The organism is Marinomonas sp. AWM4_232 (assembly GCF_056158325.1).
Genome location: NZ_JBSWTA010000001.1, coordinates 699,483 through 712,948, shown reverse-complemented (window position 1 = coordinate 712,948; position 13,466 = coordinate 699,483). Strand labels below are relative to the sequence as shown.

The 13,466-nt window shown below is 45.4% G+C and carries 15 protein-coding genes; 8 read left to right on the top strand and 7 right to left on the bottom strand.

Going from position 1 to position 13,466, the window contains the following annotated elements; genetic code table 11:
• Window positions 1-12 precede the first annotated feature (12 nt).
• Genes galE through ACXAC1_RS03405 form a run of 6 tightly spaced genes read right to left on the bottom strand, consistent with a single transcriptional unit; the run spans window position 13 to window position 5,045 of the window.
• A complete protein-coding gene (galE, locus tag ACXAC1_RS03430) occupies window positions 13-1,029 on the bottom strand; it encodes a UDP-glucose 4-epimerase GalE (RefSeq protein ID WP_475058769.1) in 1,017 nt (338 codons plus the stop codon).
• A gap of 23 nt (window positions 1,030-1,052) precedes the next feature.
• The gene (gene pseF, locus ACXAC1_RS03425) at window positions 1,053-1,733 is read right to left on the bottom strand and encodes a pseudaminic acid cytidylyltransferase (protein ID WP_475058765.1); all 681 of its coding nucleotides are present in this window, start codon (window positions 1,731-1,733) and stop codon (window positions 1,053-1,055) included.
• Entirely contained in the window at window positions 1,730-2,905 is a 1,176-nt protein-coding gene (pseC, locus tag ACXAC1_RS03420) for a UDP-4-amino-4,6-dideoxy-N-acetyl-beta-L-altrosamine transaminase (RefSeq protein WP_475058762.1), read from the bottom strand. The genes pseF and pseC overlap by 4 nt, the downstream gene beginning before the upstream one ends.
• Entirely contained in the window at window positions 2,898-3,890 is a 993-nt protein-coding gene (gene pseB, locus ACXAC1_RS03415; protein WP_475058760.1) for a UDP-N-acetylglucosamine 4,6-dehydratase (inverting), read from the bottom strand. Before pseB ends, pseC begins: the two co-directional genes overlap by 8 nt.
• Window positions 3,883-4,470, bottom strand: a complete 588-nt coding sequence (gene cysC, locus ACXAC1_RS03410; RefSeq protein WP_475058758.1) for an adenylyl-sulfate kinase — start codon at window positions 4,468-4,470, stop codon at window positions 3,883-3,885. Before cysC ends, pseB begins: the two co-directional genes overlap by 8 nt.
• Window positions 4,471-4,478: 8 nt before the next feature.
• Window positions 4,479-5,045, bottom strand: coding sequence for a DNA-3-methyladenine glycosylase I (locus ACXAC1_RS03405; protein ID WP_475058755.1), 567 nt, complete (start codon window positions 5,043-5,045; stop codon window positions 4,479-4,481).
• Window positions 5,046-5,104: 59 nt separating this feature from the next.
• Here ACXAC1_RS03405 and ACXAC1_RS03400 point away from each other — a divergent pair, with 59 nt between their 5' ends.
• From ACXAC1_RS03400 to ACXAC1_RS03365, 8 genes are all read left to right on the top strand, one after another.
• Window positions 5,105-5,902 (top strand): energy-coupling factor ABC transporter permease, encoded by a 798-nt coding sequence (locus ACXAC1_RS03400; RefSeq protein ID WP_475058753.1) that lies wholly within the window; start codon window positions 5,105-5,107, stop codon window positions 5,900-5,902.
• The gene (locus tag ACXAC1_RS03395) at window positions 5,899-6,528 is read left to right on the top strand and encodes an NUDIX domain-containing protein (RefSeq protein ID WP_133562416.1); all 630 of its coding nucleotides are present in this window, start codon (window positions 5,899-5,901) and stop codon (window positions 6,526-6,528) included. The genes ACXAC1_RS03400 and ACXAC1_RS03395 overlap by 4 nt, the downstream gene beginning before the upstream one ends.
• A gap of 69 nt (window positions 6,529-6,597) precedes the next feature.
• Window positions 6,598-7,521 carry an acetyltransferase gene (locus ACXAC1_RS03390; RefSeq protein WP_475063774.1) on the top strand — a complete coding sequence of 308 codons (924 nt, stop codon included), beginning with the start codon at window positions 6,598-6,600 and terminating at the stop codon, window positions 7,519-7,521.
• A 26-nt stretch (window positions 7,522-7,547) separates the two neighbouring features.
• Window positions 7,548-8,000 (top strand): DUF1249 domain-containing protein, encoded by a 453-nt coding sequence (locus tag ACXAC1_RS03385; protein WP_228190860.1) that lies wholly within the window; start codon window positions 7,548-7,550, stop codon window positions 7,998-8,000.
• A 36-nt stretch (window positions 8,001-8,036) separates the two neighbouring features.
• Window positions 8,037-8,633, top strand: a complete 597-nt coding sequence (locus ACXAC1_RS03380) for a YqiA/YcfP family alpha/beta fold hydrolase (RefSeq protein ID WP_475058751.1) — start codon at window positions 8,037-8,039, stop codon at window positions 8,631-8,633.
• Between the two features lie 101 nt (window positions 8,634-8,734).
• Window positions 8,735-10,633 (top strand): DNA topoisomerase IV subunit B, encoded by a 1,899-nt coding sequence (gene parE, locus ACXAC1_RS03375; RefSeq protein ID WP_475058748.1) that lies wholly within the window; start codon window positions 8,735-8,737, stop codon window positions 10,631-10,633.
• 156 nt (window positions 10,634-10,789) lie between these two features.
• Entirely contained in the window at window positions 10,790-11,470 is a 681-nt protein-coding gene (locus tag ACXAC1_RS03370; RefSeq protein WP_475058746.1) for a YiaD family glycine zipper/OmpA-like lipoprotein, read from the top strand.
• A 118-nt stretch (window positions 11,471-11,588) separates the two neighbouring features.
• A complete protein-coding gene (locus ACXAC1_RS03365) occupies window positions 11,589-12,197 on the top strand; it encodes a UPF0149 family protein (protein WP_475058744.1) in 609 nt (202 codons plus the stop codon).
• 51 nt (window positions 12,198-12,248) lie between these two features.
• Here ACXAC1_RS03365 and ACXAC1_RS03360 read toward each other — a convergent pair whose 3' ends face one another.
• Window positions 12,249-13,445, bottom strand: coding sequence for an amino acid aminotransferase (locus ACXAC1_RS03360; RefSeq protein WP_475058741.1), 1,197 nt, complete (start codon window positions 13,443-13,445; stop codon window positions 12,249-12,251).
• Window positions 13,446-13,466: the final 21 nt, after the last annotated feature.

Here is a 13,466-nt window from a genome sequence, read left to right as displayed (position 1 = left end):
TGCTTTTTTCGTTTAATACCCAGATGGGTTTTTCTGTTGCCAATTCCAAGCATTTCGACAAATATCTTCTAAAGTATTACAACCCCGCCAGCCTAGTCGCTGTTCTATTTTGGTGGTATTGGCATATGAAATAGCGACGTCGCCACTGCGTCGCTCAACGATAGTATATGGAATGGTTATGTGATTAGTATCTTCAAAGGCTTTAATGATTTCTAGCACGCTGTAACCTCTGCCTGAACCTAGGTTATAGATTTCAAAAAAACTTCCAGCTTGTCGGAGTATTTCATTTAGAGCTAAAAGGTGGCCTTGAGCAAGGTCCATTACGTGAATATAGTCACGAATACCTGTGCCGTCAGGCGTGGGATAATCGTTACCAAATACTTGTAGAGAGGATTGTATCCCCACTGCAACTTGAGTGATAAAAGGCATCAGGTTATTTGGTGTATTCCTTGGGTCCTCACCAATGTTACCACTAGGGTGGGCACCAGCAGGATTAAAGTACCGTAAAATAGAAATATTCCAATTTCCATCAGATTGGGCAAGGTCGGATAACATTTGTTCGATTAATAGTTTGGTTTGCCCATAAGGAGCATTTCCCGTGACTGGATAGTGTTCCTGATAAGGCGCTGGAGTACGGCTATCGTAGACGGTTGCTGAGGAGCTGAAAATCAGGTTGTGGACATTTGCATTGGCCATTTCTTGTAAAAGTACGATGCTGCTCTGCACGTTGTTAGCATAGTATAGAAGCGGTTTTCGGCAGGATTCACCAACTGCTTTTAGCCCAGCAAAATGGATGACCGCATCAATATTATGCTTTTCGAACACCTTTCTGAGGTCGATAGATAAGCAAATATCGACTTCATACCAAGTGACGGATTTGCCTGTGATGACTTGAATCCGATTAAGTGACTCTTTACTTGAATTACTAAAGTTATCGACAACAATGACCTCAAACCCTGCCTCCAGTAAAACGATGCAAGTATGACTGCCGATAAAGCCTGCACCACCTGTCACTAAAATAGTCGTCATAACCTAATATCGCCTTAACGTAGTTAACGAGTGGAGAATAACTGCTGCAAACGCTGCCAATCTTCCTCTGTATCCAAATCCTGAACGCGATGCCTTGGTAGCATGATAGGTGTCGCGAGCTCTGAGAACATGGCTGGATTGGTCAGCCATTGCTCTGTGACTCCCCAATAGAATTGCCCTGCATCATGGATCGCTTCTTCTAAATCTTGTGAGCGTTTGCTGATATGCTCTGGATGCATTGGTTGTAGCTTGCCATCACGAATACACAGCGCTCTCTGAATTGGGAAATCAAACGTGGTCGCGGCAAAGCTTAATGGTGTTTTGGCTAAAGCTTGAAAGCCTCGTTGAAGGTCTTCTGGCGTGAGTAAGGGGCACGTAGCATAAATAAGGCAGGCATTGTCTACTTGCCAGCCTTGGCCTTTCAACTCGTTTAATGCATGTTGCATAACGGGCGTGGTGCCAGTGAAGTGATCCGCTAGCTCATCTGGGCGAGTGAATGGTGTTTCTGCTCCCCAATCTCTTGCGATCTTGGCAATTTCTTGGTCATCTGTCGACACAATGACTTTATCGAAAAGACCTGATGCCAAGGCGGTTTGAATGGAATAGGCGATTAAGGGCTTGCCATTTAGCAGTTTAATATTCTTTCTCGAGATTCGCTGAGAGCCACCCCGTGCAGGAATAACAGCAACATTAATACCTGTCATAAGATAAATGCCTGATCGATTGCATCTCGTAATACTTGTACAACTACTTCTTGCTCTTGATCGGTTAGGTCCGGGAACAAGGGCAGACTTAGGGTTCTGTTGTAGTAGTCTTCTGCAATCGGAAATTGCCCCCAGCTAAACCCTAGTCTTTGGTAATAAGGTTGAGTATGCACCGGAATATAATGTACTTGGGTGCCAACATTATGATCGCGTAAGTACTTGAAGATCGTCGCTCTATGCTCTGATAACGCTTCGTTTAACAGAATAGGGAAAAGGTGCCAACTGGAGTATGCGTAGTCAGCTTCACCTGGTAACTGGATAGGCAAACCGCGTAATAGTTGATAATAACGTTGCACTAACTCTCGACGGCGTTCGATAAAGCTCTGAAGACGTTTGAATTGCGACAAGCCTAATGCCGCTTGTAACTCCGTCATGCGATAATTAAAGCCAAGGGTGTGTTGCTCGTAGTGCCAATCACCCGGCGAGCGTGTCTCAAACTCACGCTTGTCTTTAGTCACCCCTTGGTTGACCAATAAACGCATTTTTTCAGCAAGAGACTCTTGATTGGTGACCGCCATACCTCCCTCTGCGGAGGTCATGACTTTTACTGGGTGGAAACTGAAAATACAAATATCAGAGTAACGACTGCCGACTGGCGTACCTTTGAACTTTGCCCCAATTGCATGTGATGCGTCTTCTATTATGGCAAAACCATATTGCTGGGATAGCTCATAAATCGCACGCATATCACATGGGTGGCCTCCAAAATGTACAGGGATAACCACCTTAGGAAGTGTGTCATTTTGGGCTGCCGAAGCCAGCTTTTCAGCTAGTTTTATGGGGCACAAATTATAGGTTTGCGGATCGATATCGACAAAGTCTATTTTTGCTTCGCAATAAAGTGCGCAATTCGCACTTGCAATAAAAGTATTAGGTGTGGTCCAGACCCAGTCTCCTTCAGATACACCGAGAGCAAGGCAGGCAACATGCAGGGCTGAAGTAGCGCTATTGGCGGCAACACCAAACTTACAGTGGCTCAGTTCGGCAATGGCCTGCTCAAATTGGCCAACAATAGGCCCTTGCGTCAGAAAATCAGAGGTTAATGCGTCGCAGACCGCTTCTACATCAGCTACAGAGATAGACTGGCGGCCATAAGGAATGAAGTTAGCCACGTTCAAACTCGATAATCTGTGAAACAGTCAAAAAGTCTGGATTACTGCCTGATTGATATTCAAAACCTGGCGCAACTAATACTGCTTTTTCACCCAAGCGGTTTTCATCGTATTTAAGGTCATCACGATAAAATTTGATGCTTGGCGCAATCACAAAATGATCATGATATTCGAAGGTATGGTAAGAATCGTCTGCTGGACACATGACTTCATGTAACTTTTCACCCGGACGAATGCCAATATCTTCTGTTGGAATGCCTGGGGCATAGGCTTCAGCTAAATCAGTAATACGCACTGATGGAATTTTTGGGACGAAGATTTCACCGCCGTGCATACGTTCGAAATTCTTGAGAACAAAATCAACACCCATTTGCAAGGTGATCCAAAATCGAGTCATATCCGGGTGAGTAATAGGGATCGTCTTCGCCCCCTCGACAACCTTCTTTTGAAACAGCGGGACAACTGAACCACGGGATCCTACCACATTTCCATATCGAACAACAGAAAAACGTGTAGGGCCTTTACCAACGGTATTGTTCGCTGCAACAAAGAGTTTGTCTGAAGCGAGTTTGGTCGCTCCGTATAAATTAATAGGCGCGGCTGCCTTATCAGTGGAGAGAGCGATGACCTTTTTAACATTGTTTGCAATGGCTGCAGAGATAACGTTTTCAGCACCATGAATATTGGTTTTGATGCATTCCATTGGGTTGTATTCGGCTGCCGGGACCTGTTTAAGTGCGGCCGCATGAATCACATAATCCACATCACGCATGGCTTGCGTTAATCGGTCTTTGTCACGGACATCACCAATAAAGTAACGCATACAAGGCGCATCGAACTCTTGCTGCATTTCGTATTGCTTTAATTCGTCACGGGAATAAATGATCAACCGAGCAGGATTGTAGCGTTTTAGTAAGGTTTCAACATACTTTTTGCCGAAAGAGCCAGTGCCACCTGTGATTAAAATACTTTTGTTGTCAAACATAGCGATTCTTCTCTTTGTTTAGCTGATTGCGGGGCAAAGTGTTATGTCTGCTTAGTGATTCCATTATAAAACCGAAAACGTATTGTTGTGCATCGCTGATAGAGTATTGGTAGGTATTTATCTCAAGCTCAGGCTGCTGCGGTTTTTCATAAGGAGAATCTATACCCGTAAAAGAGCTTATTAAGCCTTCTCTGGCTTTTTTATAAAGGCCTTTAGGATCCCGTTCTTCACACTTATTGAGAGGTGTGCTGATGTAAACTTCATAAAAGGAACCATCGGGGCAATTTTGTCTGACCATATTGCGATCAGATGCAAAGGGTGAAATGAAAGTACACAACACAACGTATCCTTCATTCATAAACAGCTTTGCCACTTCTCCAGCACGGCGAATGTTCTCTTTTCTGTCCTGATCACTATAGTGTAAATCATGGCAAAGGCCTGTGCGGAGAATATCCCCGTCAAGTAAATATGTTTTGATGTCAACGCTCTCTAATTGTTTTGCAACGGCTGTAGCGAGAGTCGTTTTTCCAGAACCACTGAGTCCGGTGAACCAAAAAATTGAGCCTGAATTTTGTCCCATGTGTTGTCCTATTTGGAATCTTCTTTCGCCACACATCCAAGCAAATGATCATCTACCATGCCCGTTGCTTGCATAAAGGCATAGCAAATGGTCGGGCCGAAAAACTTAAAGCCGCGTTTTTTCATATCCTTTGAAATTGTCTCCGCCAGAGGTGTCACGGCAGGTACGTCAGCCAAGGTTTTTGGACGGTTAGTAATCACTTTATTGTCACTGAATGCCCAGTAGTAATTTGCAAACGAACCAAACTCTTCAGCGATGCGTAAAAAACACTGGGCGTTGCTGATGGTGGCGGCGATTTTTCCGCGGTGGCGCACGATACTGGGATCTTGTGACAGCCTATCTATATCATCGGCCGTCATGCTCGCAACTTTAGTGGGGTCGAATTGATGGAAAGCATTGCGATAGCCTTCACGTTTTCGCAATATCGTGATCCAGCTTAATCCCGCCTGTGCGCTTTCCAGTACAATGAACTCAAATAAGGTCTGGTCATCGGTGACCGGTTTGCCCCACTCATTGTCGTGGTAAGCAATGTATTCTGGTGAGCTCAGACACCAGTCGCAACGCAGTTCTGCCATGATTTTATTCACCTTTTTTCGTTAGATGAGACTCTATTACCAAATGAGAGGGAGTGCAAATGAACTTCGCCCAAGGGCTTTTTTACTCAGGGTTTGAGTGGTTTGGCTGGATAACTACTGTACTAAGTCTTGTGATAGGGATGCTGGCAGTTCCTTGGCGTAGCATATTGGGTGATTCACCTCTACAAAATCGCTTTTTAGGTTGTGCGGTAGTGTTGGCCTTCCTATGGCAGATGAGCGTGAACTTAAACATTGGTGTCGTGATTCATTTTATGGGCATGACGACGCTAACGCTGTTTTTTGGTTGGCCTTTAGCGTTGCTAGCAGGTTTTATCGCACAGCTGGTCGATCTCTTTTTGAATTGGCTGCAATGGCCGTCTTTTGGCCTCAACTATCTCTACAATGTGTTAGTCCCCGTTATGGTGTCATGGTGGCTATACGTCAGAATAGAGCAATTAAAGCCTAGTAACCCATTTGTATTTATCTTGGGGACAGGCTTCTTTGGCTGCGTGTTAAGCACCACCGTTACTCTTGTGTTGGCTGTGCTGAGTCTTTCTTTCTTCGGTGAAATGAAGTTGAAGCTTAATATTGATGAATACTTGGGCTATCTGCCCATATTTGTTTTTCCAGAGGCCGTTGTGAATGGTATGTTTATCTCCGCAACGACAATTTTACACCCTCAAGTGGTGGTGGCCTTTAACGAAGAGCGTTATTTCAAGTGCGTAGATCGCGAAATGATTCTTGACGAACACATTGAACCCTCTCTCGATCTAGATCAAACAGAAGCGCCAGAGGAAGACGATGACAGCCGTTATCGCCCGCCAAAAGAGTGGTATGACAAGGATAAAGACTCGTGAAATTTAAGCCGACTTATCAACAATCCGATGTAGAAGTAAAAAAAGATGAAGTGGTCTATGACGGCTTCTTCAAAATGCATAAACGTGAGCTTCGCCATCGTAAGTTTAATGGTGAGTGGTCTGAGTATATGACGCGTGAAATGATGGTCCGTTCGGATGCCATTTGTGTTCTGCTGTTTGACCCTAATCTTGATAAACTATTACTCATCGAGCAGTTTCGTCCCTGCTTGCCCGAACACGAGTCCCCATGGTTGCTTGAAGTTGTCGCAGGTATGGTCGAAGAGGGAGAATCAGATGAGGAAGTGGCCCGCCGTGAAGCTTTAGAAGAGGCGGGGGTTGAGATCAAGCGCTTAGAGTATATGTTCCGCTTTGTACCATCTCCTGGTGGATTGGTGGAGCATTTGCGTATGTATGCCGGCGAAATTGATGCGTCGACAGTCGACTTGAGTGCGACACAAGGATTGGACGAAGAAAATGAAGACATCAAGCTGCATTTGTTTGACGTCGAAGATGTGATGCCATTGCTCGAGCAAGAAATCGTCAATGCCAGTGCCATTATGGCGCTGCAATGGTTCGCACTGAATGCATACAAACTGAAACAGAAATGGTTAAACAGTGACGACTAATGTTGTTGGCTGAATAGTCAGAGAACGGAAACCAGATACGTGTTAACGAAGCTATTACCTTGGGCATTTATGCGGCCGTTGATCGGCATAATGTCTTTTATTTTTATCTGTGTGAACATACTTGTTTGCGGCGTAGCGATACATGGTATCGCTTTCATAGCGCTGGTCTGTAAATGCTCGGATCCGTGGCGTCGAGCACACATGGATCGTTGCTATCAAGCCTGGTGCCAAGGCTGCGGTTACTGGTTTCAATACGTATTAGGCATTCATTGGCGTTTTGATGAGGGTATGAAGGTTCAGCTTGATAAGAACCATCTAGTCGTGGCCAATCATCAATCCTGGGTCGATGCGTTTATTGTGTTATTGCAAGTACAGGGGCGTATCCCCATGCCACGAATCTTTATGAAAGATACACTCGTTTGGCTTCCATTAGTGGGCACAGCAACCAAGCTGATGGGGTTTCCACAAGTAAAGCGTTATAGCAAAGCGAAATTAGCTTCCAATCCGACACTGGCTGAGCGGGATCGAATGATTACCCGAAAAGCTTGTGCAGACCTGATGCAAACACCAAGCAGTGTGATGACGTTTGCGGAAGGAACGCGTTTTAGTCCAATCAAGCATGCACAGCAAGGCTCACCGTATCAATACTTGCTTAAACCCAAAGCCGGTGGGTTGTGGATGGTGCTGCAAGCAATGCCTAAGCGTTTTGATCGAATCACTGACTTAAATATTATTTACTCAGGTGAAGTCCCCACATTTTGGGATTTGCTTTGTGGGAGGGTAAGTGGGGCTTATGTCAAAGTGCGCCATATAGCGTTACCAAAGGCCTACCAGTGTATCGATTCTAAAACCGATAAGGCGGCGTTCTACGATTGGCTTAATGGTTATTGGCAAGACAAAGACAGCAATATAGTGACGGATCAACAGCAGTGTTCTAAGCTTGAATTTCAGCAAAATGGACCAATTAAGAAGGGAAATAGTCTACAAAATTAGAGAACCGTAAAAATGAGAGAAATATCATGGCCCATCCATACATTCCCAATCTAGTAGAGTTACAAATGCTCGGTGAGTTGAACTATCGCCGACTTGGGAAGCTTGTGCGTGGCTATGAAGAAGACGACTCTTGGCACTTTACGATTCATACCATGGGGCAACAAAGTCGCTTATCTTTGGAGTTGATGGAAGAGAGCCGCTTTACCGCTCAGGTAAAGCTAACCTTTGCCCCTGAAATCAGTATTAAATTGCCTTTCAGCAGTGAGTTGACAATGACCGTGCGTCTGTATCATGACGTGGGGATTGCTGAGATTACAGATGGACACCGCCATTACCAAGGCGCTTACCCTTATCCAAACGATGATATGCATCATCGAGATGAAAAGTTTCGCCTCAATCAACAGTTGTCCGATCTGCTTGAACTGTGTTTAAAGCATGGCCACCGTCTGTATGACCTTCCGGATTTTCAATTCGCGTAACCTATTCACCCGCACTAAAGATTGATTTAAATAACTATGACGATGCCACAGCTTATTTACGTTCACGGTTTTAATAGCTCCGAACTGTCGTACAAATCTCAGCAAGTATTAGAGCGTTTACACTCCCTTGGCTTTGCTGAACAGTTTGTTTGCCCTAGGCTTCCATGGCAGCCATCCAAGGCCATTCAGTGCTTAGAATCGATGATTGAAACCTATCGATCCAACGGCCAAGACGTCGTGCTTGTAGGCAGTTCTCTAGGTGGTTTTTACGCGGCTTATTTAAGTGCAAAGTACGATCTGAAAGCGGTACTCGTTAACCCCGCAGTGCAAGCCCCTACATTGCTTCAAGACTATCTTGGCAAGCAAGTAAATCCTTATACACAAGAAGAATATGTACTGACGACAGAGCACATTAACGAGTTAGAAGCGTTAGCCAATCCAAAATGTCAGCCCAACAACCTATGGTTAATGCTGCAAGAAGGAGATGAAGTGCTTGATTACCGCGCAGCATTGCAATGCTATCCCACTGTGGCACGACTGATTTGCGAACCAAATGGCGACCACAGTTTTGTAGGCTTCGAGCGCTATCTTGATGAATTGCTTAGCTTCGCAGGATTTTCGTTGAATAATTAACCTATTGTTTTGATGGCATTTGCCTCTGCCAATAGCCCGTTATAGACTCTCCTCAATATTGCTTTATTTGGCGAACCTTCGCCCCGAACCTTGGAAATACCATGTCTGCAAAAGAATATAATGCTGGATCCATTGAAGTTCTCAGCGGGCTAGAGCCTGTACAGAAACGCCCTGGGATGTATACGGAAACGACACGTCCTAACCACCTTGCCCAAGAAGTGATCGATAACTCAGTCGATGAAGCCTTAGCCGGTCATGCTGATCGCATCATTGTCACATTACACAAAGACAATTCCCTAAGTGTGGAAGATAACGGTCGCGGCATGCCCGTTGATATCCACCCAGAAGAAGGAGTGTCAGGTGTTGAGTTAATCCTGACCAAGCTGCATGCGGGCGGTAAATTTTCTGGAGATAACTATCAGTTCTCAGGCGGTTTGCACGGGGTTGGCGTCAGCGTCGTCAATGCACTGTCTACTTCTTTAGAAGTGTGGGTTAAGCGTGGTGGAGTACAGTATCACATTGGCTTTGCAGACGGTCATAAAGTCTCTGAGCTTGCTGAAGTCGGAACGGTTGGTAAGAAAAATACGGGTACGACGGTTAAATTCAAAGCCGACCCTAAATACTTCGACAGTGGTAAATTTTCGCTAACGCGCTTAAAGCACTTACTAAAAGCCAAAGCGGTATTGTGTTCAGGCTTACATGTGGTGTTTGTTGACCAAAGTGGATCCGCTGAAGAGCGTGAAGAATGGTTCTACGAAGACGGCCTTAAAGACTATCTACTTAAAGCAAACGAAGGCTTTGAACTATTGCCTGATGAGCCGTTTATTGGTGGCGTAACTGAGATTACCCAAGGTGTAGATTGGGCGGTGCAGTGGTTACCAGAAGGTGGCGAGTTGATCACTGAAAGCTACGTCAACCTTATTCCAACTGCGCAAGGCGGTACCCACGTTAATGGTCTTCGTACAGGCTTGTTAGAGGGGATTCGAGAGTTCTGTGACTTCCATAGCTTGTTGCCACGTGGTGTAAAGCTGACCGCTGAAGACGTTTGGGACCGTTGTAGCTACGTTCTGTCGGCGAAGCTCCAAGAGCCACAGTTTTCTGGACAAACCAAAGAGCGTTTATCGTCTCGTCAAATCGTTGCGTTTATCTCTGCGACGGTAAAAGACGCATTCAGCCTATGGCTTAACAAGCACGTTGAAGACGGTAAGAAAATTGCCGAGCTGATTATTAGCAGCGCCCAAAAACGCCTGCGTGCGAGTAAAAAAGTGGTGCGTAAAAAAGTCACCCAAGGGCCAGCTCTGCCTGGTAAGTTGGCGGATTGTGCAGGACAAGATAGTCGTACCAGTGAACTGTTCTTGGTGGAAGGTGACTCGGCTGGAGGCTCTGCCAAACAAGCTCGGGACAAGGACTTCCAAGCTATCATGCCTCTTCGTGGTAAGATTCTAAACTCTTGGGAAGTAGATTCGACTCAAGTGCTGGGTTCCCAAGAGATTCATGATATCTCTGTCGCACTGGGCGTTGATCCTGCTGACGAGGATTTATCTGGTTTGCGCTATGGCAAAGTGTGTATCTTGGCCGATGCTGACTCTGATGGTCTGCACATCGCGACATTGTTGTGCGCTTTATTTGTACGTCATTTCCCGGCGTTAGTGAGAGATGGTCATGTCTTTGTGGCCATGCCGCCACTTTACCGTATTGATATGGGTAAAGAAGTTCATTACGCCTTAGATGATGAAGAAAAAGACATTATCTTGCATAAGCTTGAGGCGGAAAACAAACGTGGTACACCAAACGTACAACGCTTTAAGGGCTTGGGTGAAATGAACCCTGCTCAACTGCGTGAAACCACCATGGCACCGGACACGCGCCGCCTCATTCAATTGACGATGGAAGATCCCTTGTCAACTGGTGAAGTGTTAGACAAGTTACTGTCTAAAAAGCGTGCAAATGATCGTAAAACATGGCTAGAAACCTATGGAAACCTTGCCGTGGTTGATTGATTCTTGTGAGGAATTTTTATGCCTATTCGTAAAGGTTTTACGAAGTTTTAATAAGAATAGGTGAAGAGTGCTTTACTGACAGTGTGGTGATTTTGTTTTAAACCTATACTGTGACAATCTAAAGCGACTGAAATTGATAATAAGGTGAATTGAAGGATGTTTAGACTCAAAAGTGTTGCTGCAGTCGCAGCCTTGGCCGTATTACTAAGTGGTTGTCAGTCAATGCAACGTCAAAACGCAACGACTGGAGAAACTGAAACGAATTCAACTTCCAAAGGGGCGATAGTTGGTGCAGTTTCTGGGATTCTCATAGGCTTAGGAACTGGTGACAACGCCAAAGAGAGACGCAATCGTGCGCTTGCTGGTGCCATTGCTGGCGGTGCAGTGGGTGCTGGTGTTGGTAACTATTTCGACAGGCAAGAAGCTGAGTTGCGTGAGGAATTGCAAAACTCAGGTGTCCAAGTTCGTCGTGTAGGACAGGATCAACTTGTGTTAGTGATGGAAAACGGCATTGGCTTTGAGTCTGATTCATACATGTTGGATTCCTCTATTTACAGCACATTGAATGGTGTGGCGCGAGTACTTGTCGAATACCCTGATACCGTGTTGATGATTACTGGCCACACTGACAGTACAGGAAGTGAGTCTTACAATCAGACGCTGTCGTTAAAGCGTGCAGAGTCTGTTAGTAGTTATTTAGCTGGACAGCGAGTGGCTACAAATCGGTTATCGACCATGGGTATGGGAGAAACATCACCTATCTGTGATAACTCAAGCAGCCAAGGCCGTAAATGTAATCGTCGTGTAGAAATCAGCATTTATCCAAAAGCTAATTAGTCTCTCTTTGTTCCGCGTTGACTCATTCAGTGAGTAAGCGCGGAACAATCCCCCCTGCGAAATCCCACAAAACCGTTTACACTTAGTGTCTACTTTCAACAAATAATAGAGATGTACCATGCAAGACGATGCTTTGCCGATTGAGGCTATGTACGAACGCCTCGATTACTACCTACATAACTATGGCAGTGAGCGCTCTATAATGAGTGTTTCCGAGCTTGATGGTTTTGTGACGGCTATCGGTTGCAGTAAAGATCTGCTTGCGCCAAATGACTGGTTTCCAGCAATTTGGGGAACGAGCGAGGATCAGCCTACATGGGGTGGTAAAGAGGAAGAAGACGAGTTTTACGGTTTGGTGATGTTACTTCATTTGGAAGCGGTTGATGGTTTAATCAACGGCAACCTTAACCCCATTTATCTTGAGCATGATGATCAAGCAGGTCATGTGACGGTCATTGTTGAGGATTGGTGTGTTGGGTTTATGCGTGGAGCGAGGCTGACGGGTCTAAATCAAGCTGGCGATCGAGAGTTTCGTGATGATGTGCTAGCCAGTGTTCGACTTTTTGGCACCCCTGCCGGATGGAAGAAACTGGAAGCAATGAGCGATGCGGAATTAACGTTCTGGCAAGAAAGTTTGGAGTCCTCAGTTGTGCGTTTAGCTCAGTTTAATCACCCAGAAATTCAGATAGATTCTGGTGCAGAAGGCTCGTCACCGACCTTACATTAGTCAAAAAAGGGGCTTCAAATGAGCCCCTTTGTCTATATGTAGTGCGCTTTATTAGCCAACTACCTTTGCAATGGACTCGCATAGGTAATCAATGTTGCTATCGCTGACACCTGCTACACTCATGCGACCAGTGTCTGCAATGTAGATGGAATAATCAGAACGCAATGTGCGAACTTGCTCTAGTGTTAGGCCAGAGTAAGAGAACATACCGCGCTGTTTCTCGATAAAGCTGAAATCTTTGCTCACACCAGAAGCCGTTAGTTTTTCCACTAACTTGCTACGCAGGCCATTGATGCGATCACGCATTTGCGTCACTTCTTGTTCCCACATAGCGTACAACTCAGGGTTGTTCATAATCGTGTAGACCACGGTTGCGCCGTGTGCTGGTGGCATAGAGTAGTTCGCTCGAATAGCTTGACCGATGATCGAGAAAGCACTTTTCGCTTCTTCTGCCGTTTCAGCAATGACGCTTAAACCACCACAACGGTCACGGTAGATACCGAAGTTTTTCGAGAAGGAATTAGCAATCAACATGCTTGATACGCGTTCGGCCATGTAACGTAGACCTGCCATATCTTCTTCAAGACCGTCACCAAAACCTTGGTAAGCAGCATCCACTAGAGGCAGTACGTTACGCTCGTTAACCAAATCTGTCAGTGCATGCCAATGTTCGATTTTTAGATCGACGCCAGTTGGGTTGTGGCAGCAAGCGTGTAGAAGTAAAACGTCGCCTTCCTTTAGCTCTGCTTGCAGGAAACTCATCATGTCGTCAAAGCGAACATCGTTGGTTGCTGGATCGTAGTAAGGGTATTCAATTACCTCAACGCCTGCAGAGTTGAAGATAGAAGTGTGGTTACCCCAAGTCGGATCGCTCACAAACAAACGTGCGCCTTTTAGGTTAGCACTAATAAAGTCCGCAGCTACCTTAAGAGCACCTGTACCACCCGGTGTTTGCGTTGATTGGATACGGCCTTGTTGGATGACGTCACTGTTGGAGCCAAGCAATAGGTTCTGAATAAGTGGTGCAAATTCTGCCGCACCGTACACTCCCAAATACGCCTTGGTTGCTTCGTTTTCAACCATTATAGCTTCCGCTTTTTTAACGGACTCTAGAATTGGCGTGCGACCTAAATCATCTTTATAAACACCCACACCTAAATCAATTTTCTTTGGATTCGGATCTTGTTGGTGGGCAACGATTAGGGCTAACAAAGGATCGCCAGGAACGGCTTTCAAGTGTTTAAACATAGTGGGAGTTTTCCTTACGGG